Raw genomic sequence first — 24,730 nt, 5'->3', positions numbered from 1 at the left:
CAGCGTCATGCCGCGGCCTCCGCGGCCGCGGCCGGAGAAGCAGCAGCGGACACCGCCGGTAGTGTCATATAGAAAGTCGAGCCTTTGCCCTCCGTCGATTCGACCCAGAGCCGGCCCCCATGTTTTTCGATGAGACGCCGCGCGAGCGCGAGCGCCACACCCTCGCCTCCGCCTTGCGCCCGATAGAAGGTCGCGAAGACCCTCGGCAATTGCGCGGCCGGAATGCCGCGGCCATTGTCGGCCACATACAGCGTCAGCGCGGCAGGTTCCCTGTCCCGCGGGTCGAGACGTTCGCGGTAGTCGCCGCCATCTCTCACGCCGATCTCGATGCGCGGGGCACGGCCATGCTCGACGTTTTCGAGCGCGTGATCGATGAGCCCGGTCAGCACCTTGTCGAGCGCGACCGGATCGGCCTCGACGGTCGGCAACGGATGCACCACGAGCCGCCCGTCGAGCGCCTCGAGCCGCGCCTGGTAACTCGCCGCGGTTCGCTGCACGAGCATACTGAGATCGACCCATTCGGAGCGGTATTCCGCGCGGCCCGCGCGCGACAGGGTCAGCAGGGCGTCGATGATATCGGCTGAGCGCATCACGGCCGTCTGCAGGAAATGCAGCGACTCCGCGATCTCGTCGTCGACGAGCTGCCGGATGTGTTCGCGCTCGGCCTGCGGCAGCTCGAAGCGTTCCATCCGGTCGCGCAGGATGTCGCAGGCCTGCGCGAGCTCGCGAGAGAAGCCTTGCAGATTGACCAGCGGCGAGCGCAGATCGTGCGAGACACTGTAGATGAACATCTCGTTGTCAGCGGTCTGCTGGCGCAGATGCTCATTGGCGCGGTCGAGCTGCAGGGCGCGGCTTTCGAGATCGCGTTTGGCGAGGTCGCGCGCGCGGTCGGCCGCCGTGAGGCGGCGGCTCGTCGTGTGCAACACCTCATCGAGCTCGGCGACTTCGTCATCGCCCTCGAGTACCGGCGGCAGCGGGCTGTTGTCGGCGAGACGCCGGGCGTTTTCGCCGAGCGCCAGCAGCCGGCCGCGGAAACCCCGGACGAACAGATACAAAGCGATGCCCGCGACCAGGATCGAACCCAGTACCGCGCTGAACAGGAGGCTGCGCTGGCGTTCGCGCGCCTCTCGCACGGTGTTCGCGCGGGCATCGTCGAGGCGCCATTCCTCGCGCTGGAAGGCGTGGAGTTCGGTTCTGAACTGGTCGACGAGCCACATGGCGCCGGGATCGCGGAACTGCGCAATCAGCTCGTCGCGCTGGCCGCTCTCCATCAGTTCACACACGTGCGTCGACCACTGGCGGAACTGCTGGATAGTGTGGCGGATCCTGGCCGCGCGTTCGACCTGCAGCGGATTGTCGGCAACGAGTTCGGAGAGACGGTCAATGCGCCGGTCGAGCTCGGTCCACAGCGCCGACTCGTCGATCGCGGCGGGATCATTGGCCAGCACCGCCTCGCGCACGTGCACGGCCTGCATGAGCATCGGCTCGAGCACCTCGTTGGTCTGGCTGATCACCAGCTTGCTGTAAGCCGCCCAGTCGCCCGCGACCTCGCTCTCCCGGTGGGTGCTGTATACGAGGCCCAGCAGGCCGATTTCGACCACGCTTGGAATAGCGATCAGCAGCAGGCCTTTCGTGAACAGTCTCATGCGTTGGACGACTTCCCTATGCGTGGCTCATGAATGACCGCAATCGAATCCGCGTGTGCTGCCCGTCCGGCAAGGACGCCGCGGGACGGCGCCGTCGAAGCCGCCCGCGGGTGACGCACCACCCGGCCACGCGCCTGTGTGCGGTGCCGCATATTATCCCGTGCTTTGCCTGATTTGCAAAAGCGCCCGCCAATTGGCGCATAAAGCCTGTCTGAAAAGCCTAGGTACTCATCATAGGCCCACCACGCCTTGGCGTCGCACCGGCGACTGCCACCCAGGATCTCGTGCGCGCAAGACACGAATTGTCAAGCTTACGAATCGTAATTTCTCGAAAGAATGCATTGCTGGACGATGCCCCCTTACGGACGTAGCATCTCGTGATTTGACCCTTCCTGCCATGCGGGAGGACCGTTGACGCAATAGGCTGGCACGTGTACCGGTTCGGCGTATCTTGCCGTACCGCGCGAGTCCGACGTACCGGCGCCTGATAAAGGCGCCCTTTCGACGCCCCTTACGACGCCTTTTCCCCGATGGACGACAAAGACCGCAAGCCCGCCGTACCCCCCCAACCTCCCGCAGCGACGTCGCCGCGGCCCCGGCGCCGCGGGGTCTGGATTGTATTGGTCATCCTGGTCGTCATCGCCGTCGCGCTCTGGCTGCACTGGCGCCATACGGCGCAGGCCGCGGCAGCCGAGAGCGGGGCTGGGGCAAGGGGAGCGTCATCGGCATCATCGGAGTCCGCCGCATCGGCCGGGGCCCATGCCGGCCGAAGCCGCGGGGGCGGCCGTTTCGCGTCCGACCAGCCACAGGCCGTCGCGGTCGCCAAGGTCGTGACCGGTGAAATGCCGGTGACGCTCAACGCGCTCGGCACGGTGACACCGCTTGCGACCGTCACGGTCCGCACGCAGATCGCCGGCACCCTGGTCGACGTCGCGTTCCGCGAGGGCCAGATGGTCAAGAAAGGCGATTTCCTTGCCCAGATCGATCCGCGTCCGTACCAGATCCAGTTGCAGAACGCGCAGGGCGCGCTCGCGCGTGACCAGGCCCTGCTCGAACAGGCCCGCAACGATCTCGCGCGCTACCAGGTGCTGATCAAGCAGGACTCGATCTCCCAGCAGCAGGTGGACGACCAGGTTTCCCTCGTCAAGCAGTACGAAGGCACGGTCCGCACGGACCAGGCCACGATCGACACCGAGAAGCTCGACCTCGTCTACGCGCATATCACCGCGCCGGTGTCGGGTCGCATCGGGCTGCGCCAGGTCGATCCAGGCAACTATGCGCAGACGAGCGACACGAACGGCATTGTCGTCATCACGCAGATGGAGCCGATGAGCGTGCTGTTCACGCTCGCCGAGGACAACCTGCCCGCGGTGCTCAAGCGCGTGAACAGCGGCGCGCGGCTCTCGGTAACCGCATACGACCGCAGCGGTTCGACCGTGCTCGAGAGCGGCCATCTCGACACGCTCGACAACCAGATCGATACGACGACCGGCACGGTCAAGCTGCGCGCGCTGTTCGATAACAAGGAAGGCTTGCTGTTTCCGAACCAGTTCGTCAACACCAAGCTGCTCGTTAATACGATCGAAAACGCCCTGATCGTGCCGAGTGCCTCGGTACAGACCGGCTCAGTCGGCCAGTTCGTCTATATCGTCAAGCCGGATGACACCGTCACGGTGCGCGTGGTCAAGGTCGGACCGATCGACGGCGAACGCACCAGCATCACCTCGGGCCTGCAGGCCGGCGAGACCGTCGTGATCGACGGCGCGGACCGCCTGCGCGAGAACGCCAAGGTCGTCATCCCGGCGGCGCACGCGGCAAACGACGTCGGCGGGGCCAGCGGTGCTTCCGCTGCGCACGCGCACCGGCACCACCACGCGAGCGACGCTCAGTGACGAGTCGCGCATGAACCCCTCTCGCCTGTTCATCCTGCGCCCGGTCGGCACGGCGCTGCTGATGGCCGCGATCATGCTCGTCGGCCTTGTCGCGCTGCGCTTTCTGCCGCTCTCCGCCCTGCCCGAAGTCGACTATCCGACCATCCAGGTGCAGACGTTCTATCCGGGCGCGAGCCCCGACGTCATGACCTCGTCGGTGACCGCGCCGCTCGAGCGCCAGTTCGGCGAAATGCCGAGCCTGAACCAGATGTCGTCGACGAGTTCGGCCGGCGCATCGGTGATCACGCTCCAGTTCGCGCTCGACCTGCCGCTGGACATCGCCGAGCAGGAAGTGCAGGCCGCGATCAACGCGGCGGGCAATCTGCTGCCGGCCGACCTGCCGGCGCCGCCGATCTACGCGAAGGTCAATCCGGCTGATGCACCCGTGCTCACGCTCGCGCTGACCTCGCGGACCATGCCGCTCACGCAGGTCGAGGACCTGGCCGAGACGCGCCTCGCACAGAAGATCTCGCAGGTGTCGGGTGTGGGTCTCGTCAGCATCAGCGGCGGCCAGCGACCGGCCGTGCGGATCCAGGCCAATCCGCGCGCGCTCGCCGCCTACGGCCTGAATCTCGACGATTTGCGCACCTCGATCGCCAACCTCAACGTCAATACGCCGAAGGGCAATTTCGATGGCCCGAGCCGGGCCTATGCGATCAACGCGAACGACCAGCTCATGAGCGCGGCCGAGTACCAGAGCGCGGTGATCGCCTACAGGAACGGCCGGCCGGTGATGCTCACGGATGTCGCGACGATCGCCGCCGGGGCCGAAAACGAACGTCTTGGCGCCTGGATGAACGGTACGCCCGCCGTGATCCTGAATGTGCAGCGGCAGCCGGGCGCGAACGTGATCGCGACGGTCGACTCGATCCAGAAGCTCCTGCCGCAGCTGCGCCAGACACTGCCCGCGGCACTCGAGGTCACGGTGCTGACCGACCGGACGACGACGATCCGCGCCTCGGTGCGCGACGTCGCGTTCGAGCTCTGCATGTCGATCGCGCTCGTCGTGCTCGTGATCTTCGTGTTCCTGTCGAACGCCTACGCAACGATCATTCCGAGCCTGTCGGTCCCGCTCTCGCTGGTCGGCACGCTCGGTGTCATGTATCTGTGCGGCTTCTCGCTCGACAATCTCTCACTGATGGCGCTGACCATCTCGACCGGCTTCGTCGTCGACGATGCGATCGTGATGATCGAGAACATCGAGCGCTACGTCGAGGCAGGGGATCCCCCGCTCGAAGCGGCGCTCAAGGGCTCCAAGCAGATCGGCTTCACCATCATCTCGCTCACGGTCTCGCTGATCGCGGTGCTGATTCCGCTGCTCTTCATGGGCGATGTGGTCGGCCGGCTGTTCCATGAGTTTGCGATCACACTGGCGGTGACGATCGTGATCTCCGCGGTGGTGTCGCTGACGCTCGTGCCCATGATGTGCGCGCTGCTGTTGCGCCGCAACCCGCATCGCGACCAACGCAGCTTCGAGTCGCGCACGCGCGCCTTCTTCGAGAACGTGATCGCGATGTATGGCCGCGCGCTCACGGTCGTGCTCGATCACCAGCGGCTGACCCTGTTCGTCGCGCTGCTCACCGTGGTCGTGACCGCCCTGCTCTACGTACTGATTCCGAAGGGCTTTTTCCCGGTACAGGACACGGGTGTGATCCAGGGCATCTCGCAGGCCACGCAGTCGACTTCGTACAAGGCCATGGCCGACCGCCAGCAGGCCCTCGCCGCCGAGATTCTCAAGGACCCCGACGTCGAAAGCCTCTCGTCGTTCATCGGCGTCGACGGTGCGAACGTCACGCTCAACAGCGGCCGCTTCCTGATCAACCTGAAACCGTTCGATGAACGCGAGGCCAACGCGAGCGACATCATCCGGCGCATCCAGCAGCGCACGAGCCAGGTCCCCGGCATCACGCTCTACATGCAGCCGGTGCAGGACCTGACGATCGACTCGACGGTCAGCGCGACGCAGTATCAGTTCATCCTCGAGGATGCGAACGCGGCCGACTTCAACACCTGGGTGCCGAAACTCGTTGACCGGCTCAAGCGGGTGCCCGAGCTCGCCGACGTCGCGAGCGATCTCCAGCAGAGCGGCCGCTCGGTGTTCGTCAACATCGATCGGCAAACAGCCGCGCGTTTCGGCATCACGCCAGCGACCGTCGACAGCGCGCTCTACGACGCGTTCGGTCAGCGGATCATCTCGACGATCTTCACGCAGACGAACCAGTACCGCGTGATCATGGAAGCCGACCCCAAGCTCCAGCACACGATCGCCTCGCTCGGCGACCTCTACCTGCCTTCGTCACTCTCGACCACGGGCCAAGTGCCGCTGTCGGCGATGGCGACCTTCACCGAGCAGACCGCGCCGCTCGTCGTGAGCCACCTCGGCCAGTTCCCCGCCTCGACCATCTCGTTCAACCTTGCACCGGGCGCTTCGCTTGGCGCGGCGGTCGAGGCGATCCAGCAGGCGGAGCGCGAGATCGGCCTGCCGGCCTCGTTCGCGACGCGCTTCCAGGGGGCCGCGCTCGCGTTCCAGTCGTCACTGTCCAATGAACTGTTCCTGATCCTCGCGGCCATCGTCACGATGTATATCGTGCTCGGCGTGCTGTACGAGAGCTTCATCCATCCGATCACGATTCTCTCGACGCTGCCTTCGGCGGGTGTCGGTGCCCTGCTCGCGCTGATGATCGCCGGCAAGGATCTCGACGTGATCGCGATCATCGGGATCGTGCTGCTGATCGGCATCGTCAAGAAGAACGCGATCATGATGATCGACTTCGCGCTCGAGGCCGAGCGCGACCAGGGCAAGTCGCCGCGCGAGGCGATCTACCAGGCCAGTCTGCTGCGCTTCCGGCCGATCCTGATGACGACGCTCGCGGCGCTGCTCGGCGCGCTGCCGCTGATGCTCGGCTGGGGCGCGGGTTCGGAGCTCCGGCATCCGCTCGGGATCGCGATCGCGGGCGGCCTGATCGTGAGCCAGCTGCTGACGCTGTTCACGACACCGGTGATCTATCTGGGCTTCGACAGCCTGGGCCGCCGCCTGCGGGCCCGCTTTGGCGGCGGCCCGCGCTCGGCGGACGCCGATGCTTGAGGCGCGCGCGATGGCCATGAACGCGATGCCGGAGGCGATGCGCAAGAGGGAACCGGCACGCGTGCCGGCCGGCCTGGCAAGGCCACGCCGATGAATATCTCGAAGCTGTTCATCAGCCGCCCGGTCGCGACCACCCTGCTGTCGATCGGTATCGCGCTGGCTGGCGCCTTTGCCTTCGTCAAGCTGCCGGTCTCGCCGCTGCCCCAGGTCGACTTCCCGACCATCTCGGTCCAGGCGAGCCTGCCGGGCGCGAGTCCGGAGACGGTTGCGACCAGTGTGGCGAGCCCTCTCGAACGCCACCTCGGCTCGATTGCGGACGTCGCCGAGATGACCTCGATAAGCTCGCTCGGCACGTCGCGGATCACGTTGCAGTTCGGGCTCGACCGCGATATCGACGGCGCGGCGCGCGATGTACAGGCCGCGATCAATGCGGCGCGCGCCGACCTGCCGACCGCGCTTCGTTCGAACCCGACGTACCACAAGGTCAACCCCGCGGATGCGCCGATCATGGTGCTCGCGCTGACTTCAAAGACGCGGACCCGCGGCCAGCTCTACGATTCGGCCGCGACGGTCCTGCAACAATCGCTGTCGCAGGTCGCCGGCGTCGGCGAAGTCGACGTGAGCGGCTCGGCGAACCCCGCGGTGCGCGTCGAGCTGCTGCCCCATGCGCTGTTCCACTACGGGATCGGCCTCGAGGACGTGCGAGCGGCGCTTGCCTCGGCCAATGCGAACGCGCCGAAGGGTTCGTTCGAAGATGGCACCAGTCATTTTCAAATCTACACGAACGACCAGGCACGTCAGGCGAGCCAGTATCGCGATCTCGTGGTCGGCTACCGCAACAATGCGGCCGTCCACCTGACCGACGTCGGCGAAGTCGTCGACTCCGTCGAAGACCTGCGCAACCTCGGCCTGTTCAACAGCGAGCCGGCCGTGCTCGTGATTCTGTACCGGCAGCCGGGTGCCAACATCATCGAGACGATCGACCGGGTCAAGGGCATGCTGCCGCAGCTCAAGCAATCGATGCCGGCCGACGTCGACATCACGCCCACGGCCGACCGGTCGATCACGATTCGCGCGTCGCTGCGCGACACCGGGATCACGCTGATCGTCGCGATCGCACTCGTGATCCTGACGGTGTTCGCCTTCCTGCGCAGCGTGCGCGCGACGCTGATTCCGAGCGTCGCCGTGCCGATCTCGATCGTCGGCACCTTCGGCGCGATGTACCTGCTCGACTACAGCATCGACAACCTCTCGCTGATGGCACTGACGATCGCGACCGGCTTTGTCGTCGACGATGCCATCGTCGTGCTCGAGAACATCTCGCGCCATATGGAAAACGGCATGTCGCGCATGAAGGCCGCCTTGCTCGGCGCGAAGGAAGTCGGGTTCACGGTCGTCTCGATGTCGCTGTCGCTGGTGGCCGTGTTCCTGCCGATCCTGCTGATGGGCGGCATCGTCGGGCGCTTGTTCCGTGAGTTCGCGATGACGCTGTCGCTCGCGATCGGGGTATCGCTGCTGGTCTCTCTGACGACCACGCCGATGATGTGCGCGCTGCTCTTGCGCGTGCCGCTCAAGAAGGGCGTCGAGCCCGATGCGGACAATCACGACGGGCACTTCAACGAAAAACCGCCGGGCCGGCTGTCGCGCGCCTTCGAGGCGGGCTTCGACCGGCTCCAGAACGGCTACCGGCGCACGCTCGAGCTCGCACTGCGCGTTCCGCTGCTGGTCATGCTGATCCTGCTCGCGACCATCGTGCTCAATGTCTACCTCTATATCATCGTGCCAAAGGGCTTTTTCCCACAGCAGGATACCGGCAACATGGTCGGCGGCATCCAGGCGGACCAGAGCATTTCGTTCCAGGCGATGAAGGTCAAGTTCAGCGAGCTGACCAAGATCGTCACGTCGGACCCTGCGGTCGAGAGCGTGGTCGGCTTCACCGGCGGGCGCGCGACCAACGCGGGCTTCATGTTCATCACGCTCAAGCCGCTCAGCGAGCGCAAGCTCTCGGCGGACCAGATCAACGCGCGCCTGCGGCCGAAGCTCGCGCGTGTCGCCGGCGGCCAGACCTTCCTGGTCCCCGTCCAGGACATCCGGATCGGCGGCCGCCAGAGCAGTGCACAGTACCAGTTCACGCTGCTCGGCGACTCGAGCACCGAACTCTATGAGTGGTCGAACAAGCTGGTGCTTGCCCTGCAGAAGAATCCCGTGCTGGTCGACGTCAACTCCGACCAGCAGCAGAAAGGCCTCGACATCCAGCTGAATATTGATCGCGCGACCGCCGCGCGCTACAACATCACGCCGAGCCAGATCGACAATACGCTCTACGACGCATTTGGTCAGCGGCAGGTGTCGACCATCTACAATCCGCTCAACCAGTACCACGTCGTGATGGAAGTCGCGCCCCAGTACTGGCAGAGTCCCGAAACGCTCAAGGACATCTATGTGAGCACGTCGGGCGGCAATGCGACGGGCAGCCAGACCACCAATGCCCCGGCGGGTACGGTCACGCGACCGCCCTCGTCGTCGGGCGGCACCGGTTCCGTGACGGCCGGGGCGGCAGGCTCCGCAGCGAATTCGGCAAACTCGGCGGCCTCGATCGCGGCCGATTCCGCGCGCAATGCGGCAATCAACTCCATCGCAACGAGCGGCAAGTCGAGCAGCTCGAGCGGTTCGCCGGTCAGCACGGCGCGGGAAACGATGGTGCCGCTCTCCGCATTCGCGAGCTATGGGCCCGGCAATACCCCGTTATCGGTGAGCCACCAGGGCCAGTTTGTCGCGACGACGATCTCGTTCAACCTGCCGCCGGGAAAATCCTTGTCCGACGCGACTCAGGCCATCGACGACACGATGAACGAGATCGGCGTACCGGCGACGATCAACGGCCGCTTCAGCGGCGCCGCACAGGCGTTCCAACAATCCCTGCAGGACCAACCGGTGCTGATCCTCGCTGCGCTCGCGGCCATCTATATCGTGCTCGGCATGCTGTACGAAAGCTACATCCATCCGATCACGATTCTCTCGACGCTGCCGTCGGCAGGCGTCGGCGCCCTGCTCGCGCTGCTCGTGTTCAAGATCGAGTTCAGCATCATCGCGTTGATCGGCGTATTCCTGCTGATCGGGATCGTCAAGAAGAACGCGATCATGATGATCGACTTCGCCATCGACGCCTCGCGCCGCGGCATGAACTCGCGCGACGCAATCTTCGAGGCGTGCATGCTGCGCTTCAGGCCGATCATGATGACGACGTGTGCCGCGTTGCTGGGCGCCTTGCCGCTCGCCTTCGGCCACGGTGCGGGATCCGAGTTGCGCGAGCCGCTCGGGATCTCGATCGTCGGCGGCCTGATCGTGAGCCAGGCGCTCACGCTCTACACGACGCCGGTCGTCTATCTGTATCTCGACCGCGCACGCAGCTGGGCCGCGCGGCGGCGCGAGAGCCGCAACCTGCGGCGCACCTGACACGCGGCCGGCAGGTCCGGCGGCAACACTCGCCGCTCCGCCCTTCAAAGCCCTCCCCTCGCAGTCGGGGATCTTGAAGGGCGCCAGCTACGAAGCCGCGCCTTATTCCACCCTGCCCCGTCTTGCCAGTACGGCCTTGAGTTCGGCGATCATCAATGGAGCGGCTTGCGTCGGTTGCAGGGTTATCAGGGGTCGAGGCTGAACGAGTTTCGGTGCTTCCACGACTTGCCCGGCGAAGTTGATCGCAGGCTCTGAAGCCGCCCGCCGTATGTCGCGGGGCGCGAGTGAAGTGCGCACATGTTGAATCGAGGGCGCGTCGGCAAAATCCTCCGGGGTTGGTAATAGCGGCCCGTCGTCGGAAATCTCCGGAGGTGTGGCTAAAGCGCTGTCGGTGGGGGGGGCCCAGAAGACGGGAAGGCAATAGGTGAACACTGGCCTGGGAATGCGGAATATACCTAGGGCCTCGATCGGGGACGGTATGTCGCCGGACGCGATTGAAGTGCGCGCAGATTGCATCGAGGACGCGTCGGCAAAATCCTCCGGAGGGGGTAATAGCGGCCCGTCGTCGGAAATCTCCGGCGGTGCGACTAAAGCGTGCCTCCTGGTCGGGAGCGGTGTCGATGCAAGGCGGGGAAGAATTTGCATCGACACGTCCCTTGTAGCGCGTCGGTCGATGTCCTCAATCGAGGGCGTCGAGCTGGCGAGAGACACCCGCGACTCTCTGACAGTCAGGCTTGCGAAATGCTTTTCGAGTTCCCAAGTCACGCATTTCCGCACCAGTGCCATCAGTTCTTCGCGACTCGCCATCATCCTGTGCGAGTCGAGTGAAGACTCCAGGGGAGAAGTCTCAAGGGCAGCCTCGCAGTCGGCACGGCTGGCATTGCAGTCGGCACAGCTGGCATCGCGGTCGGCACGGCTAGCTTCGCAGTCGGCACGGCTAGCCTCGCAGTCGGCACGGCCAGACTCGCGGCCGGTCCTCCCAGGCGAGGGTAGCAGATAGAAAGCGGACCCCCTTGCCAGTCTGGCTTCCACGTACGGAAATTGCACATTGTCCTGCTTGAGATACTCGCGGAAAAAATGTCGCGCGTAAGAGTCCTCCTTGAGCACCGTCTTCAGCCGACTGATCGTCGCGTCCCATTTGCCGACGGCCACACGACCGCCCCAGATCGACGATCCCGGCACGCTCGTCGCTCGCAGCGGCGCGGCGCGACTGACCGCTTGCGAGACCTGGACCAATTTGCGGAGCGCCCGGTCGGCCTGCTGAGGATGCAGCAACGCCGCGAACGCGCCGACCCCGCGCAGCACGTTGTACTTGTTGAGCAGCACGACATTGTTGGAACGGTACAAATCCGTCATTCTTAGGAGATCGAGGCGAGACATTCAAGTGGCTCCTGTTCAATTGAACGCCTTCGGCTCATCACAGGCGAGGCGGCGACGCCAACTATCGCCGCTGTACGCCAATCCCGCTTTCAATTTCCACTCATGATGACACTGAAGCAGCCGAATCTCGTAGAATCCATTACCCTCCCCGCGCACGGCGTCGCGCGAGCTTGGGCTGCCTCACCCACACTGGAGCCCCCTTGATGCATTGCCCCCGCATTGAAATCGCCCCGCAGGGCCCGATCCTGTCCTGCGTCACTGCCGGCATGTGGCGGCTCGGTGAATGGCAGATGAACCCCGCGCAGCGTCTCGATTACATCGAACGTTCGATCGAACGCGGCGTGACAAGCTTCGATCATGCGGACATCTATGGTGGCTACACCGTCGAGGCTCTGTTCGGCGAGGCCATCGCGCTCAAGCCTTCGGTGCGCCAGCAGATCGAACTGGTCGGCAAATGCGGCATCGCACTGCCAGGCCCAAACCGTCCCTCGCACACACTCAAGCACTACGACACGAGTACCCAGCACATCGTCGCCTCGGTCGAACAGTCGCTGCAATCATTGCGCACTGACCGGCTCGACATGCTGCTGATTCACCGGCCCGATCCCCTGCTCGATCTGGACGAGGTCGCCGAAGCCTTCCAGCGGCTGCGACGCGAAGGCAAGGTGCTGCATTTCGGCGTATCGAACTTCACCCCCTGGCAATATCAGGCACTCTCGACCAGCGTGCGGCTCGTAACCAACCAGGTCGAGTTCTCGCCGCTGCGGCTAGACCCGCTGACCGACGGCACCTTCGATCAATTGCAGTCGCTCGGCACCTCGCCGATGATCTGGTCGGCGCTTGGCGGCGGCCGCCTGTTCGGGCCCGACTGTGAGACGGCCACGCGCGTACGCGCAGCCGTCGACACGCTTGCCGGCACGCTCGGCGTCAGCGCCGCGACGGTGGTGTATGCGTGGATCTTCAGATTGCCGAGCAAGCCCGTCGTGCTCACGGGCTCGCAGCGACTTGGCGTGCTCGACGAGGCGATCGCGGCGACCGGCCTGAAGCTGACCACACAACAATGGTTCGCGATCTATGAGGCCTGCCTCGGCCACGAAGTCCCCTGAGGCGCACGAACCGCAACCTCACGGTTCACCTTGCGGGAGCGCTCAGGGGCTCGGTCGTCGACTCCAGTGCCACGGAGCCGCCTCCCGTGTTTGCGACTACCCGATGGAAGTCCCGGAGCAGCGGCTCGATCTCATCGAGAAAATAGGCCGCTGTCGCGCGTTCGTCGAGAAGTGAGACAACGTGGTCAATCGAACCGAGGCGCGTGACGGTGACGCTCCCGTCGAATTCAGTCGACACGACAGCCAACAGCAGGTTCTTTGCGCATTGCCCGCAACGGCCATACTGTTCTTCGTCGAGACTTGTGAGGGCCTGCATCCACGTCACGAACGGCCGCATGACCGTATTCGTGAACGAGGCGTCCGCCAACCTGAGCTCGCCGGTGACGACCGCGCGGTAATGATCGCGGATCAGATTCAGCCGCCTGAGATTCATATCAAGCGGCGTGGGCAGCGCCATATCGACCGCGGACAGAACAAGCATGCGCTGCAGGGTCGGTGCCGCGGCGTCCGCCCCATTCACATTCGGGGCGATATTCCCCCCCGGCTCACCCATGGCCTCATAGACGGGTTCGTACCGGTCGTCGGGTGAGGCGGGAGACAGTGCGCTCTCGCTCGAGGCGTGCCTCAATTGCTGCACACCCGCGGCCTCACCGAGCGGTTCGCGGAAGTTTGTAGGAACCGGCCAGCAACTCCTGCGTATTGTCGTCGATGATGCTCGGCCAACGCCAAACGCCTCGTGCTCCGACACGTTCCTGACACCCAGCAGTGTGACAGGAGATTCGAGCGATGCTCGGCGCGCCAAGTCATTCGCATCGAGGCGCGTTCTGAAGAACAGATGGATTCTGTCGATTAGCATGATTGTTCCCGGTGGCGCCACCTGCGACCCCATGCGAATGCCCGTCGGCATTTGCCGGTGTGGACGGCAACGTGCAGCTAACTCTAGGCGTACGGGGCCGATCGCGCATGCACAAAGCGGCTCAAACGAAATCCTTCGCCCCCCCCCAAAAAAACGCGCCCGCCATGCAAAACACCCCAAACGTTGGATATATGTCCAACTTTTGGGGTGCTGTTCACGCGAGGGCGCCCTCCAGGGTCAGCCAAGCTCCAGCCGGCACACCGTCAGAATGGCGAATCCGGGAAGTAATACTCTTTCGCGTTGTCCTTCGTCACGAGCGGTGCACTGAGAATGTAGGTACCGCGCACCGGCAGTTTGCCGGTGAGATTCGACGCGGTGATGTTCATCGCCGTGGCGACCATGCCGGGCGGATAGAGCACGTCGACCGGGATCATCTTGTCGCCGTCGGCGACGCGCTTGATCATGTCCTTCATGCCCGCGCCGCCAACCACGAACTTGATGTCGGTGCGATTCGCCTGCTTGATCGCCTCGAGCACGCCGACCGCGATGTCGTCGTCCTGGCACCAGACCGCGTCGATCTTCTTGTGCTTGGACAAGAAATCCTGCATCACCTTGAAGCCGTCGTCGCGGTTCCAGTTCGCGTACTGCATGTCGATGATTTTGATCTTCGTACCCTTGATCGCCTCCTGGAACGCTTTCACGCGCTGGTCGTCGATCACCGTCGCGATGCCGCGCAGCACGACGATGTCGCCCGACGGCAAGTTCTTCTTGAAGTACTCGCCCGCCACGCGGCCGAGTTCGGGGTTGTTGCCGGCCACGTAGAGATCCTGGATCGACGTGTCCTTCAGGCCCCGGTCGACCACCGTGATGAAGACGCCCTTCTTCTTGACGTTCGCGAGTGTCGAAGTCAGTTCGTCGGAATTCTGCGGCAGCACGACCAGTGCGTCGATCTTCTGGGTCGAGGTCATGTCCTCGATCGCGCTCGCCTGGTCCGCGCCCGACGGCGAGGTCTTGACGATGATCTTGAGGTTCGGATAGGCCTTGCGCAGGGCGTCAGCCTCGCGGTTGGTAAAGTAGACGACGCCGCCGGTCCAGCCGTGGTCGGCCGCCGGGATTGAGACGGCCATCGTCTGCGCGTTGGCCGCCGCGGCCGGACCGAAGCCGAGTGCGAGCCCGACGCCCACGCTCAGTGCTGCACCTGCGATCGCCTTGCTGTATCGATTCTTCATAGTCCCCTCGCAATGAGTTGTGTATGGGGTCCCCTCCAGTCCCGCAACCGCGGACCCCCGGCGGCCAGATTCGTGTTCATGTCTGCCTGCGGTGCAGCGCGCGCTGCGCGAGCATCGCGACGATGATGATGATCCCCTGCACCGCGCCGATCAGGTACTCGCTGATATGGGTCGAGAGCACCATGATGTTGCCGATCACCTCGAGGATGATCGCGCCGAGCACGGTGCCCCAGATCCGCGCCGAACCACCGCGCAGCGCCGTGCCGCCGATCACCACGGCAGTGATCGCCTGGAGTTCCCAGAGCAGGCCCGTGGTCGGCGTCGCGGAGCCCAGCCGCGGCACGTAGATGATGGTCGCGATGCCGACGCACAGCCCCTGGATCACATAGGTCAGGGTCCGCACGCGCCAGATCGAGACGCCCGAATACCGCGCGACGTCCTCGCTCGAACCGATCGCGGTCACATGGCGGCCGAAAGGTGTGCGGTACATCAGCAAGGAGGCGATCAGCGCAACGATCACGAACACGAGCACCGGAACCGGCACACCGAGCACATTGCCGAAATACACGGGCCGATAGAAGTCGCGGAGCGCCTGCGTGTTGATCGAGATCGTCCCGCCGTCGCCGAGATAGGTGATCAGCGCGCGAAACACGCCCATCGTACCGAGCGTGACGATAAACGGCTCGATGCGGCCGAAGGTCGTGATCAGCCCGTTGGCGAGGCCGCACCCCGCTGCGAGCGCAACTGCCACCAGCATCGGCAGTGCGAGCGTGCCGATAGCCGGCTCGCCGCTGCCCGCGTTCATCGTCATGATCATCACGCCAGCGACGAACGCCGTCATCGAGCCAACCGACAGGTCGAGCCCGCCCGCGCCGATCACGAAGGTCGCGCCGATCGCGACCAGCGCAATGAATGCGCATCGTGTGACGACATTGAGCAGGTTGTCGACGCTCATGAAATTCGGATTCACGAGCGTGCCGACCACCAGCAGCAGCAGCAGCGCGATCAGCGGTGCCAGTGACGCGAGATCGGGACGCCAGCGCCGCCGTACGGTCGTCGTAGCCGTTGCGGGCGCGCCCATCATTGCACCGCCTCGTCCTGCGCGGCTCCCGTTGCATACACCACGATTCGATCCTCTGTCATGTCGTCTCCCGAGACTTCGCCCACGATCCGGCCGGCCCGCATCACGAGGATCCGGTGGCACAGCCCGATCAGTTCCTGCATTTCCGATGAAATGACGATGCACGCCTTGCCGCTCGCGGCGATCCCGGCAATAAAGGCGTAGATCTGGCTCTTGGTGCCGATGTCGATGCCGCGCGTCGGCTCGTCGATCACGACGATCGACGGCGAGAGCAGCAACATCTTCGCGAGCATCAGTTTTTGCTGGTTGCCACCCGACAGCTGGCGCGCAAGCAAGTCGCGCCGTCCCGCGCGGATATCGAAGCGGCCTTGTGACTCGGTAAAGCCCTGCTGTTCCTTGGCGCGATCGATCAGCGGCCCGCTGCAAAAGTCGTCGAGCGCCGCCAGGGTCAAGTTCGGCACGAGCTGCTGGTTCAGCATCAGGCCCTTGCCCTTGCGGTCTTCGGTCAGATAGGCGAGACCCGCATCGAATGCATCGCGCGCGTCGGAGAAGTGGCAGCGTTTGCCAGCGATCTTGAGTTCGCCGACCCGCGAGGGGCGCAGCGCAAGCAGCCCTTCGAACAATTCGGTGCGGCCGGCTCCGATCAGGCCGGCGAAACCGAGCACCTCGCCCTGGCGCAGCGTGAACGAGGCCTGCTCGACATGCCCCGGCACGACGATGTCGGAGACCTCGAGCACATGGGGCGCCTGCGCCGCCGGCAGTGGTGGCTTGGGCGGATAGAGTGTCGACATGTCGCGGCCGACCATGAGCCTCGCCATGTCGAGCTGGCTGAGGCCCGCAGCCGGTCGCGTCGCGACGTGGCGGCCGTCGCGCAGCACCGTGACGACATCCGCGATCTGTTCGATTTCGTTGAGACGGTGCGAGATATAGAGCACGGCCGTGCCCGCGCGCTTGAGCTTCGCGATGATCGCGAACAGAGCCTGTGCCTCGTGCGGCGTGAACACCGCCGTCGGTTCGTCGAAGATCACGACGCGGTGCGGCTCGAGCAAGGCGCGCGCGATCTGGACCAGTGCGCGGTCGGCAATCGGCAGGTCGCGCACGCGTGCATCCGGCGACGCGCGGCAGCCAAGTTCATCGAGCTGCGCGGCGGTGATACCGCGCATCCGGCGATCGTCGACAAAAGGACCGCGCCGCATCTCGCGGCCCAGAAACAAGCTTTGCGCAACGGTCAGGCTTTCGGCGAGCAGGATTTCCTGATGAATCAGCACGACGCCATGCTGCTCGGCCTCGACGGGCGTGCGAAACACGATCGGCTTGCCGTCGAGCCAGATCGCGCCGGCATCGGGTTGGTAATGGCCCGAGAGGATGCGCATCAGCGTCGACTTGCCGGCGCCGTTTTCGCCGAGCACCGCATGGACTTCGCCAGCGCGGACTGCGAGGTCGATATCCCGCAGCACCGTCACGGGTCCGAACGACTTGGCAATGCCCTCGGCGCGAAACAGCGCCTCGGCCGTCGCGGCCGGGGAAATCGCCACCGGGGAATCAAGGTCGCCCATCGTGTCTCCGCTCGCGTGCGAGGCTCGTCGACGGTTGGGAACCGTCCTTGACGTCGCTTTCAGTTGTGCTACTCAGTGCGGTGGGTTTCGCTACTCCTACGGCTACTCCGTGCCATTGGGCCGGCTTGCGCAAACACAACCAAACCTCTGCCCGCGCGCGAGCCGGCCGCGCGGGCAGCTTTCAAGCTGCTACAGCTTCACCCAGGTGCCACCCTTGCCGGACGACTTGACCGCCGCCTCGATAAACGCGACACCCTTCAGGCCGTCGTCGACCGTCGGGAAGGTCACGGCGGGGTCGAGCCGGGGCGCCTTCTTGCCCTTGCCACGCTTCCCACCCGAATCGTCACCGCGGTGCGCACGAATCGCGCGGGCGATCTCGGTGTAGATATTCGCGAATCCTTCGAGATACCCTTCCGGATGACCCGCCGGTACCCGCGAAACGCGCGCGGCCGGCGGCAGCGCCGCGCCGGCGCCCCGCCCGATGATCTGGGGCGGCTGGCCGAACGGCGTATACAACAGGTGGTTCGGCTCTTCCTGGCGCCACTCGATGCCGGCCTTGCTGCCGTACACGCGAATCGACAGATTGTTCTCATTGCCCGGCGCAACCTGGCTCGCCCAGAGCATGCCGCGCGCGCCGCTCTTGTAGCGCAGCAGGATCTGCGTGTTGTCGTCGAGCTTGCGGCCCGGCACGAAGGCGCTGAGGTCCGCGAGCAGCGACTCGACCTCGAGGCCGGTGATGAAATCGGCAAGATTGAATGCATGCGTACCGATGTCGCCGATGCAGCCGCCGGCACCCGAGCGTTTCGGATCGACACGCCACTCAGCCTGCTTCTGGCCCGAAGCCTCGAGCGATTCGGTGAGCCAGTCCTGCGCGTACTGAACCTGCACGACACGGATATCGCCGAGCTGGCCGCGCCGGATCAGCTCGCGCGCATGGCGCACCATCGGATAGCCCGTGTAGTTGTGCGTGACACCGAACACGAGCCCGCTCGATTCCACGAGCTTCTTGAGCTTCTTCGCATCCGCGAGTGTCGTGGTCAGCGGCTTGTCGCAGATCACATGGATACCCGCTTTCAGGAATGCTTCGGCAGCCGCCGCGTGCACGTGGTTCGGGGTCACGATCGCGACCGCCTCGATGCCGTCCTCACGCTGGCTCTCTGCCTTGGCCATGGCCGCGAAGTCGGCATAGGTGCGCTCGGGATCGAGCCCGAGCGCGAGCCCCGAAGCCTTGGCCTTCTCAGGTGTCGACGAGAGCGCGCCGGCCACCAGTTCATACTCGTCGTCGAGGCGGGCCGCGATCCGGTGCACCGCCCCAATGAATGCTCCCTCCCCGCCGCCGACCATACCAAGCCGGATCCTGCGGCCGCGCGTACCGGCGCCGCTTGCTTCAATTGCCATGAACACTCCTTCCCTGATGGGATGTTTGATGTTGTAGCGTCCCGCGCGCTCGGCCGCCAATAGGGGTAAGCGCGCAGCGAGCCGCAAGGAGCAAGCGTACGCGAATCCGTTACACAAATCCGCGCGCTCATGCTTCGCGCACTCGCGATGCGGGATTCGCCCCGCTTAGTCAGATTCCGAGCATGCGCCGGTTCGCCGCGTCGTCGACGCCCGAAGCCGCGAAATCGTCAAACGCGCGTTCCGCTACCCGGATGATATGGTCGGCGATGAAGCGCGCGCCTTCGGCTGCGCCGTCTTCCGGATGCTTGAGTGCGCACTCCCACTCGAGCACGGCCCAGCCCTCGAAGCCGTATTGCGCGAACTTCGAGAACAGCGCGGGGAAATCGACCTGGCCGTCACCGAGCGAGCGGAACCGGCCGGCCCGATCGACCCAGCCCTGATAACCGCCGTAGACGCCCTGCCGGCCGGTCGGCCGGAACTCGGCATCCTTGACGTGAAAAATGCCGATGCGCTCGTGATAGATATCGACGTAGTCGAGATAGTCGAGCTGCTGAAGCACGAAATGGCTCGGATCGTAGAGCAGCCGCGCGCGCGGATGGTCGCCCACGCGCTCGAGGAACATCTCGTAGCTCACGCCGTCGTGGAGGTCTTCGCCCGGGTGGATCTCATAGCAGATGTCGACGCCCGCTTCATCGAACACATCGAGAATCGGCTTCCAGCGTTTGGCGAGTTCGTCGAACGCGGCCTCGACCAGGCCCGCCGGACGCTGCGGCCACGGATAGACGTACGGCCAGGCCAGCGCGCCCGAGAAGCTCGCGTGCGCGCTCAGGCCGAGACGCCGGCTGGCCTGCGCCGCATACTTGAGCTGCTGGACCGCCCACTGCTGGCGTGCCGCGGGATTCCTGCGGACCGACTCGGGCGCGAACCCGTCGAAGGCATCGTCATAGGCGGGGTGCACCGCGACAAGCTGGCCCTGCAGATGGGTCGACAGCTCCGTGATCTCCAGACCGTGCGAGGCCAGCTTGCCCTTGACTTCGTCCGCGTAGGTCTGGCTCTCGGCCGCCTGCTTGAGGTCGAACAGCCGGCCGTCCCAGCTCGGCAGCTGGACGCCCTTGTAGCCGAGTCTCGCGGCCCATTTGCCGATCTCGTCGAGCGAATTGAACGGTGCTTCGTCGCCGGCGAACTGAGCCAGGAAAATGGCCGGACCCTTGATCGTTTTCAATGCCACTTCGTCTCCTCCGACACGATCCCGCCGGTGGCGGGGCCTGTCTCCAATTAGTGTGGGTGCGCAACGACATGCTGGGCTTCCTGAGAAACACGCAGCGCCGAGCTCAGAACTATCCTCTCCCGCCGGCCGTCGAGACGCCGCCAGCCAAGCATCGAAGCCCTGCACGCGCCGCGGCTAATCTTACCGCCGCGCGCGCGGGGCATCGATGCCTGCGAAAAATCGCAGCGCCTCAACGTGATTTTCGCAACAGGGTCAACCCGAGATCGGAACGTAGAAAACCCTGATCATCAAATGAGAATTGTTTGCATTCAATACCGAGTTGAGGCATGCTCTCGTCCATTCCTTAATCGTCCCTTACAAAGGAAGCGCGCAGTCCGGCGTGCCCTGCGTGGGTGGACGCCTGCCTGGACCGATGTCGTGCATCTGACGTTTCGCCATCCGAGTTTCGAATTAACCGGTGCAACGCAGCCCACCGCACTCTGGACTGCATCGCCGGCCGCCGTCGCCGTGTTGAGGCACATTGCCACGCGCGAAACGCGCGCGCAGTTCGCGAAGCGCTGGTCGGTGCCGGCGGCGCTCGTCGTCGGGCTGCATATCGTTGCCGGCATCGCCGTGCTCAGGCTGGTCGACCGGCCGCCGCAACCGCCGGTGGCTGTGCCCGAACTGACCATCGCGCTGATCGCGCCGCCCGCCCCGCCTGCCCGGGTCCCGGTGGCGCCCCCCGATCCGAAACCCGTACCGAAGTTCACGCCCAAACCCGTCGTCAAGCATGTGACGCCGCGCCCGCAGCCCGTCGTGCCGCCAAGCCCCGTGCTCGCCACTCAGGCTCCCGCGCCGACGACGGTCGCCGCACCACCCGCTGCACCGGCTGCGCCCGCGCCGGCCGAGGCCAAGCCCGACGCCGCGGCCGCGCCAAGCACGGCGCCGAGTCACGCAAGTACTGGCGCGCCGCTCAGCGTGGCGCATCTCACCTGCGACGGCGAAGCACCCGCCTATCCGATGCTTTCGAAACGGCGTGGCGAAACCGGCACGGCGGTCATCGCGATCACCGTCGACACGCAGGGCGTGGTCCGTTCCGCGAGCTTGCGCACGAGCAGCGGCTTCCCGCGCCTCGACGACGCCGCGCTGCAGGCCGCGCGCGCGCGCAGTTGCCAGCCTTACGTCGAGAACGGCACCCCGGTCGTCGCGACCGCGCTGCTTCCGTTCGCCTTCCATCTGCAGGACTGAAACTGAACCTGTTTCGATTCAACTGATTTTCTATCTGGAGCACCGATGCAATCGTATGGAATCGCCCATGTCTGGGCTGAGGGTGACATCGTGACGCACGCCATTGGCATCCTGCTGGCCGCGATGTCGATCATCTCGTGGACGGTCATCGTGCTGAAGCTGGTCCAGCTCTGGCGCGTGCAGCGGATCACGCAGCGCACCGAAGCGCAGTTCTGGAATGCGAGCGACTACACGAGCGGCCTGCAGGCGCTGGACAGCGTGCCGAACAATCCGTATGCAGCGCTGGCCTCGAGCGGCCACGACGCGGCGGTACATCACGCGGCCAGCGCACCGCAGTTGCGCGACCGCCACGATATCAGCGAATGGGTCACGCGGGCGCTCAAGAATTCGATCGACGACACGATCGCGCGACTACAAGGCGGCCTCGCGGTGGTCGGCTCGATCGGCAGCGTCGCGCCGTTCGTCGGGCTGTTCGGCACGGTCTGGGGCATCTACCACGCGCTGCTGTCGATCGGCGCGAGCGGACAAGCGTCGCTCGACAAGGTTGCCGGTCCGGTCGGCGAGGCGCTGATCATGACGGCTTTCGGCCTGTTCGTCGCGATCCCCGCCGTGCTCGGCTACAACATGCTGACGCGCGGCAACAAGAGTTTTGTCACGCGACTCAATCGCTTTGCGCATGCCCTGCACGCGCTGCTCGTCACGGGCGGCCATGTCGGCAGCGAGAACTTCGGCGTCAGCGGGAATCTCGGGCTGAACTTGGGCATCGGCAAGCCGGCCGGCGCAGGCGGCATGGGCGCGCACGGCGCGAAGCGCGGTGTGTCCGCGGCGAAGCAGGCCACGAGCGGAACGTCTGGAACGTCGGCGACATCCGCAACATCCGCGACTCATTAGGCTCCGGCAAACGAGACAGACAATCATGGCAGCCTCAAGCTTTTCGTCGGACGACGACGACGCACTGATGACCGAGATCAATATGACGCCGCTCGTCGACGTCATGCTGGTGCTGTTGATCGTGTTCCTCGTGACGATTCCCGTGCTCAACCACGCGGTCAAGGTCAATCTACCGCAGGCGGTCAGCCAGCCTCAGGATCTCAAGCCCGAGCACGTCGACCTGAGTGTGCAGGCGGACGGCAGTGTCTGGTGGAACAAGAAGGAGATGAACCCCGCCGAACTCAAGGCCGCGATGGCGGCAGCCGCGACGCAGACGCCGCAGCCCGAGATTCATCTCTATGCGGACCGCGCAGTCCGCTACGAAGCGGTGGCCGACGTGATGTCGGCAGCCCAGGCCAACGGCCTGTCGAAACTCGGCTTCGTCACGCAGCCGGCCGGCGCGGCGCAATAGCCCCGCGGCCAGATCGGTTTTGCTCGCCTTTCAAGCTAGGTCGTAGGGCGTTATTAAATCGCCCCGCATGCGCGACCGATGAAGATTCTCCTGGCTGCTGCCCTGAATATTTTCGATAGACCAAATCAGCGCGCACCGGATATGAATAAACTCCGAAAACGCGCGAGTTTTATCGTTTCAGGCTTGAAACGATAAGCGATATTTCCGCGTCCCCAATCCTGTCGCGCACCGCTTCGGCATTCACGCGCCGATTCGCCATGTACGGCATTCGCCGGTGTGCCACCCCTCTTCGACCTCTTCCCCCGCTCTGGTCCGAGTCTTGCTCTTGCTTCTAATCTCGAGCACGGCTTGAGGGCCGGGCGTGTTCCCAAAAAAGAGCGGATTGCCACCGGATGCGGCGATCTATTCCCAATGGATGCACAAGAACTGCCGGACGTGGCTCAGCTTGACGCGGTGTCCGGACGGAGCGAGACCCTATCGAACAATTCTTGGAAATACTGAATATGAAAAGTAACGACTCGGCATTTGCGTCGCCCCTAAATTTTCCCTTACAGCGGCCGTTAGTCATGGCATGACCTTTACCGTGTCGTGAGCCCAAATATTAAAATGAAATCCCTCAAGAACCTCAAGGTCGGTACCCGTCTCGGTGCCGGATTCGGCATTTGCCTCGCCCTGCTCGCCGTCGTGTCAGTCTCGGCGTTCGTCATGATGACGCGCCTGCGCGACGACGTCACGATCATCACCGACGACCGCGTGGTCAAGGTCGTCGAACTCCAGCAAACGCAAGATCAGATCAACGCGGTCGCGATTGACATGCGCAATGCGCTGATCACGGGCGACATCGACGTGGCGGCTGTCGGCAAGGCCCGCACGGCGATCGCGAACCGGCTCAAGCAGATCCGCGCAACGCTCATGTCACCGGAAGGTATCCGTCTGTTCGACCAGATGGCTGCGCTCGGCCGCCAGTACGACACCAAGATCGACGCGGTCACGCCGCTGATCGAACAAGGCCGCCTCTACCAGGCGAAGCCAGCGCTGACGGAGGACATCCTGCCGATCCAGCGCCGCTATTTCAAGGCGATCGACGACATGATCGCGTTCCAGATCACGCTCAACAACAAATCGGCCGCGAGCGCCAAGGCGGCCTATACGATGGGGATCAGCATCATCTCGGGGGTGAGCGCACTCGCCGTGCTCATCGGCCTGTTCTTGGGGATAGGGATCTCGCGCTCGATCACACGGCCGCTTCTCGAGGCCGAGCAGGCGGTAAGCGCGCTCGCGCGCGGCGAATTGACCACGCGCATGAGCGCGCACTCGGATGATGAAGTCGGCAAGCTCATGAGCGCGCTGGCCATCGCGATCGGTAACCTGTCATCGCTCGTCTCGCGGATTCAGAACGCCTCGACGACGATCGACGGCGCATCGGGCGAGATCGCCGCGGGCAATACTGATCTCTCGCAACGCACCGAACAACAGGCGGCGTCGCTCGAGGAAACCGCGTCTTCGATGGAAGAACTCGCAAGCACCGTGCGCCAGAATGCGGACAATGCACGACAGGCAAGCCAGCTCGCGATGGGGACCTCGAGCGTCGCGCAACGCAGCAGCGATTCGGTCACAGCGATGGTCGGCACGATGAACGAGATCGCGTCTTCGTCAGGCAAGATCTCCGAGATCATCGGCGTGATCGAAGGCATCGCATTCCAGACCAATATCCTGGCCTTGAACGCCGCGGTCGAGGCCGCGCGCGCGGGCGAACAGGGCCGCGGCTTCGCGGTCGTCGCCGGCGAAGTGCGCACGCTCGCGCAGCGCTCGTCGGTCGCGGCCAAGGAGATCAAGGACCTGATCACCGGTTCGGTCACCCGCGTGACGGCAGGCGTCGACCAGGCCCAGTCAGCAGGCAAGACCATGGCCGATGTGCTCGCCTCGGTCAAGCGTGTCGATAACCTGCTCGCCGAGATCGCCGCCGCATCGAGCGAACAATCGAACGGCATCGAGCAGGTCAACCGCGCGGTCACCCAGATGGACGAAGCCACCCAGCAAAACGCCGCACTCGTCGAGCAGGCGGCTGCCAACGCCCATTCGCTCAGCGAACAGGCGAAGGACCTCAAGCAGGCAGTGGCTGCGTTCGTAGTCTGAACGCAGACCCCGACAGACTGAATGCAGCCTGCCGCGCGCGCGACAGGCTGCGTAACTCGTGTCCGAACGCGAC

General features: G+C 64.7%; 15 protein-coding genes and 1 pseudogene. 8 read left to right on the top strand and 8 right to left on the bottom strand.

The features are described 5' to 3' along the window. Positions 1–5: 5 nt before the first annotated feature. Positions 6–1,646 (bottom strand): sensor histidine kinase, encoded by a 1,641-nt coding sequence (locus tag HV670_RS07790; protein WP_175104181.1) that lies wholly within the window; start codon positions 1,644–1,646, stop codon positions 6–8. A gap of 530 nt (positions 1,647–2,176) precedes the next feature. Here HV670_RS07790 and HV670_RS07785 point away from each other — a divergent pair. The 3 genes from HV670_RS07785 (at position 2,177) to HV670_RS07775 (ending at position 10,118) form a co-directional block, all read left to right on the top strand. Then, the gene (locus HV670_RS07785) at positions 2,177–3,538 is read left to right on the top strand and encodes an MdtA/MuxA family multidrug efflux RND transporter periplasmic adaptor subunit (RefSeq protein ID WP_175104180.1); all 1,362 of its coding nucleotides are present in this window, start codon (positions 2,177–2,179) and stop codon (positions 3,536–3,538) included. Between the two features lie 10 nt (positions 3,539–3,548). Then, entirely contained in the window at positions 3,549–6,662 is a 3,114-nt protein-coding gene (locus HV670_RS07780) for an MdtB/MuxB family multidrug efflux RND transporter permease subunit (RefSeq protein WP_175104179.1), read from the top strand. Positions 6,663–6,752: 90 nt separating this feature from the next. Beyond that, positions 6,753–10,118 (top strand): efflux RND transporter permease subunit, encoded by a 3,366-nt coding sequence (locus HV670_RS07775; RefSeq protein ID WP_175104178.1) that lies wholly within the window; start codon positions 6,753–6,755, stop codon positions 10,116–10,118. Positions 10,119–10,220: 102 nt separating this feature from the next. On the opposite strand, the gene HV670_RS07770 is transcribed toward HV670_RS07775, so the two are convergent. Then, positions 10,221–11,498 (bottom strand): hypothetical protein, encoded by a 1,278-nt coding sequence (locus tag HV670_RS07770; protein ID WP_175104177.1) that lies wholly within the window; start codon positions 11,496–11,498, stop codon positions 10,221–10,223. Between the two features lie 203 nt (positions 11,499–11,701). Here HV670_RS07770 and HV670_RS07765 point away from each other — a divergent pair, with 203 nt between their 5' ends. Next, positions 11,702–12,604, top strand: coding sequence for an aldo/keto reductase (locus HV670_RS07765; protein ID WP_175104176.1), 903 nt, complete (start codon positions 11,702–11,704; stop codon positions 12,602–12,604). A gap of 25 nt (positions 12,605–12,629) precedes the next feature. Here HV670_RS07765 and HV670_RS07760 read toward each other — a convergent pair whose 3' ends face one another. From HV670_RS07760 to HV670_RS07735, 6 genes are all read right to left on the bottom strand, one after another. Further along, positions 12,630–13,460: a hypothetical protein gene (locus tag HV670_RS07760; RefSeq protein ID WP_175104175.1), complete on the bottom strand. Its 831-nt coding sequence runs from the start codon at positions 13,458–13,460 to the stop codon at positions 12,630–12,632. 263 nt (positions 13,461–13,723) lie between these two features. After that, a complete protein-coding gene (locus tag HV670_RS07755) occupies positions 13,724–14,689 on the bottom strand; it encodes a substrate-binding domain-containing protein (RefSeq protein WP_175104174.1) in 966 nt (321 codons plus the stop codon). 76 nt (positions 14,690–14,765) lie between these two features. Next, complete coding sequence (locus HV670_RS07750) at positions 14,766–15,773, bottom strand: ABC transporter permease (protein WP_246257121.1); 1,008 nt, start codon at positions 15,771–15,773, stop codon at positions 14,766–14,768. Next, positions 15,770–17,326: a sugar ABC transporter ATP-binding protein gene (locus HV670_RS07745; RefSeq protein WP_175104173.1), complete on the bottom strand. Its 1,557-nt coding sequence runs from the start codon at positions 17,324–17,326 to the stop codon at positions 15,770–15,772. The genes HV670_RS07750 and HV670_RS07745 overlap by 4 nt, the downstream gene beginning before the upstream one ends. 189 nt (positions 17,327–17,515) lie before the next feature. Next, positions 17,516–18,724, bottom strand: coding sequence for a Gfo/Idh/MocA family protein (locus tag HV670_RS07740; RefSeq protein ID WP_175104172.1), 1,209 nt, complete (start codon positions 18,722–18,724; stop codon positions 17,516–17,518). A gap of 169 nt (positions 18,725–18,893) precedes the next feature. Next, entirely contained in the window at positions 18,894–19,946 is a 1,053-nt protein-coding gene (locus HV670_RS07735; protein ID WP_175104320.1) for a sugar phosphate isomerase/epimerase family protein, read from the bottom strand. A 423-nt stretch (positions 19,947–20,369) separates the two neighbouring features. On the opposite strand from HV670_RS07735, the gene HV670_RS07730 reads away from it, so the two are divergent. From HV670_RS07730 to HV670_RS07715, 4 genes and pseudogenes are all read left to right on the top strand, one after another. After that, on the top strand, positions 20,370–21,179 hold the full coding sequence (locus HV670_RS07730) for an energy transducer TonB (protein ID WP_175104171.1): 810 nt from the start codon (positions 20,370–20,372) through the stop codon (positions 21,177–21,179). A gap of 45 nt (positions 21,180–21,224) precedes the next feature. Next, positions 21,225–21,899, top strand: a pseudogene (locus HV670_RS07725) (MotA/TolQ/ExbB proton channel family protein); the annotation flags it as partial. A 196-nt stretch (positions 21,900–22,095) separates the two neighbouring features. Next, complete coding sequence (locus HV670_RS07720; protein ID WP_175104169.1) at positions 22,096–22,521, top strand: ExbD/TolR family protein; 426 nt, start codon at positions 22,096–22,098, stop codon at positions 22,519–22,521. 606 nt (positions 22,522–23,127) lie between these two features. Further along, complete coding sequence (locus HV670_RS07715; RefSeq protein WP_175104168.1) at positions 23,128–24,657, top strand: methyl-accepting chemotaxis protein; 1,530 nt, start codon at positions 23,128–23,130, stop codon at positions 24,655–24,657. Positions 24,658–24,730 lie beyond the last annotated feature (73 nt).

Source organism: Pararobbsia alpina, from assembly GCF_902859895.1.
GTDB classification, from domain to species: domain Bacteria; phylum Pseudomonadota; class Gammaproteobacteria; order Burkholderiales; family Burkholderiaceae; genus Pararobbsia; species Pararobbsia alpina.
The sequence above is the reverse complement of the archived record's forward strand: the minus strand, read 5'-3'. Positions and strand labels throughout refer to the sequence as shown.

Excerpts from the sequence above, each read along its gene's own strand:
- HV670_RS07775 (WP_175104178.1), top strand. The coding sequence starts at position 6,753 with ATGAATATCTCGAAGCTGTTCATCAGCCGCCCGGTCGCGACCACCCTG.
- HV670_RS07720 (WP_175104169.1), top strand. The coding sequence starts at position 22,096 with ATGGCAGCCTCAAGCTTTTCGTCGGACGACGACGACGCACTGATGACC.
- HV670_RS07715 (WP_175104168.1), top strand. The coding sequence starts at position 23,128 with ATGAAATCCCTCAAGAACCTCAAGGTCGGTACCCGTCTCGGTGCCGGA.
- HV670_RS07760 (WP_175104175.1), bottom strand. The coding sequence starts at position 13,460 with ATGCTAATCGACAGAATCCATCTGTTCTTCAGAACGCGCCTCGATGCG.
- HV670_RS07780 (WP_175104179.1), top strand. The coding sequence starts at position 3,549 with ATGAACCCCTCTCGCCTGTTCATCCTGCGCCCGGTCGGCACGGCGCTG.
- HV670_RS07740 (WP_175104172.1), bottom strand. The coding sequence starts at position 18,724 with ATGGCAATTGAAGCAAGCGGCGCCGGTACGCGCGGCCGCAGGATCCGG.
- HV670_RS07755 (WP_175104174.1), bottom strand. The coding sequence starts at position 14,689 with ATGAAGAATCGATACAGCAAGGCGATCGCAGGTGCAGCACTGAGCGTG.
- HV670_RS07770 (WP_175104177.1), bottom strand. The coding sequence starts at position 11,498 with ATGTCTCGCCTCGATCTCCTAAGAATGACGGATTTGTACCGTTCCAAC.
- HV670_RS07785 (WP_175104180.1), top strand. The coding sequence starts at position 2,177 with ATGGACGACAAAGACCGCAAGCCCGCCGTACCCCCCCAACCTCCCGCA.
- HV670_RS07765 (WP_175104176.1), top strand. The coding sequence starts at position 11,702 with ATGCATTGCCCCCGCATTGAAATCGCCCCGCAGGGCCCGATCCTGTCC.
- HV670_RS07745 (WP_175104173.1), bottom strand. The coding sequence starts at position 17,326 with ATGGGCGACCTTGATTCCCCGGTGGCGATTTCCCCGGCCGCGACGGCC.
- HV670_RS07790 (WP_175104181.1), bottom strand. The coding sequence starts at position 1,646 with ATGAGACTGTTCACGAAAGGCCTGCTGCTGATCGCTATTCCAAGCGTG.
- HV670_RS07750 (WP_246257121.1), bottom strand. The coding sequence starts at position 15,773 with ATGATGGGCGCGCCCGCAACGGCTACGACGACCGTACGGCGGCGCTGG.